The 1,582-nt window shown below is 74.5% G+C and carries 2 protein-coding genes; one reads left to right on the top strand and one right to left on the bottom strand.

From position 1 onward, the window contains the following. Positions 1-449: 449 nt before the first annotated feature. Positions 450-1,190, bottom strand: coding sequence for an HAD-IIA family hydrolase (locus tag WDV85_RS04270; protein ID WP_171202884.1), 741 nt, complete (start codon positions 1,188-1,190; stop codon positions 450-452). A 254-nt stretch (positions 1,191-1,444) separates the two neighbouring features. Here WDV85_RS04270 and WDV85_RS17060 point away from each other — a divergent pair. Then, positions 1,445-1,582: GPGG-motif small membrane protein (locus WDV85_RS17060; RefSeq protein WP_445263201.1), on the top strand; the 138-nt coding region annotated here is incomplete at its 3' end.

The following is a 1,582-nucleotide window of genomic DNA, read 5'->3' as shown; positions in this document are numbered from 1 at the left end:
GGGTGCGGGCGTGGGCGCGGGAGCGCTCGGCCTCCTCGGCGCGGATCTCCTCGACGAGGGCCCGGGCGCGGCGACGGGCCAGGGGCAGGTCGCCGGTCGGCACGCCCACCGCGACCACCCCCTCACCGTCACTCGAACACGTGTTCGAAGTCTACGGAAGAGTGGACGACGAGGCGAGTGCTCGACCATCGCTCGTCCGGGTGGTCTGCATCACCCTCGCGGGACGGCGACTGCTGTCCACGCGGAGGAGACCGGGACCGGCGAGCGCTCCAGCGTCGGCCCAGCGCCGCAGGAAGCGGCAGCGAAGGGCTCGGGCCACGGCGAAGCCCTCGTCCAGCGGTGAGGCCCTCGTCCAGCGGTGAGGCCCTCGGTCCAGCGGTGAAGCCCTCGGTCCAGTGGCAAGGCCCCCGGGCGGCCGCGAGCCGCGAGCGGCGGCGTCGAGGCCTCCCTCAGACCAGCGGAACGACGTCGGCGATGGACTCGCAGACGCGCGTCGGTCGGTAGGGGTAGGCCTCGACGTCCTCGCGCCGCGTCGAGCCGGTGAGGACGAGCGTCGTCGTGAGGCCCGCCTCGATGCCGGCGACGACGTCGGTGTCCATGCGGTCGCCGACCATGGCCGTCGTCTCCGAGTGCGCCTCGATGCGGTTCATCGCGCTGCGGAACATCATCGGGTTGGGCTTGCCGACGACGTACGGCTCGCGCTTCGTCGCCCGCGTGATGAGCGCCGCCACCGCGCCCGTCGCGGGGAGCGGTCCCTCGGCCGAGGGGCCGGTCGGGTCGGGGTTCGTGGCGATGAAGCGCGCGCCGCCCTCGATGAGGCGGATCGCCGTCGTGATGGCGGTGAAGGAGTACGTGCGCGTCTCGCCGAGGACCACGTAGTCGGGGGAGCTCGTCGTCATCGTGTAGCCGACCTCGTGGACGGCGGTCGTGAGCCCGGCCTCCCCGATGACGTAGGCCGAGCCCCCCGGCACCTGCTGCGCGAGGAACTGCGCCGTCGCGAGCGCCGACGTCCAGATCGCCTCCTCCGGCACCTGCAGCCCCGAGGCGGCGAGCCGGGCGCGCAGGTCGCGCGGCGTGAACATCGAGTTGTTCGTCAGGACGAGGAAGCGGCGCTCCCGGTCGACGAGCCGCTGCAGGAAGTCGGCCGCGCCGGGCAGCGCGTGGCCCTCGTGGACGAGGACGCCGTCCATGTCCGTCAGCCAGCACTCGATCTCGGGACCCTGCTCGTCGTGGCTCACGGCGCCATGCTCGCGCGGGCGGGGCCGCCGCACCAGGGTCCGCGGGCATCGGCCCGGGCAGCGGGAGGGGGCGCGCGGCGGGGCCCCGGCGGGCTGCCCCACCGGGCGGGCGGCTCCACCGGGCGGGCGGGGCCGGTCCGGCCTACGGTCGTCCGCGCCGCCGACCCCGGTGGCGACCGACCGTCCCCTGAACCCCGGAGGTCACCATGGCCACGCTCCTGTGGATCCTCGCCGTCATCCTCGTCATCGCGGGCGTCGTCGCCCTCGTCCGCCGTCAGATCCTCTGGGGCGTCGTGCTCATCGTCGTGGGCCTGCTCGTGGGTCCCGGTGGCGTCAGCCTCTTC

The organism is Pseudokineococcus sp. 5B2Z-1 (assembly GCF_037482305.1).
In the GTDB taxonomy this organism is placed as follows: Bacteria; Actinomycetota; Actinomycetes; order Actinomycetales; family Quadrisphaeraceae; genus Pseudokineococcus.
The sequence above is the reverse complement of the archived record's forward strand: the minus strand, read 5'-3'. Positions and strand labels throughout refer to the sequence as shown.

Coding starts and splice junctions, on each gene's coding strand:
- WDV85_RS04270 (WP_171202884.1), bottom strand. CDS start 1,190: ATGGACGGCGTCCTCGTCCACGAGGGCCACGCGCTGCCCGGCGCGGCC.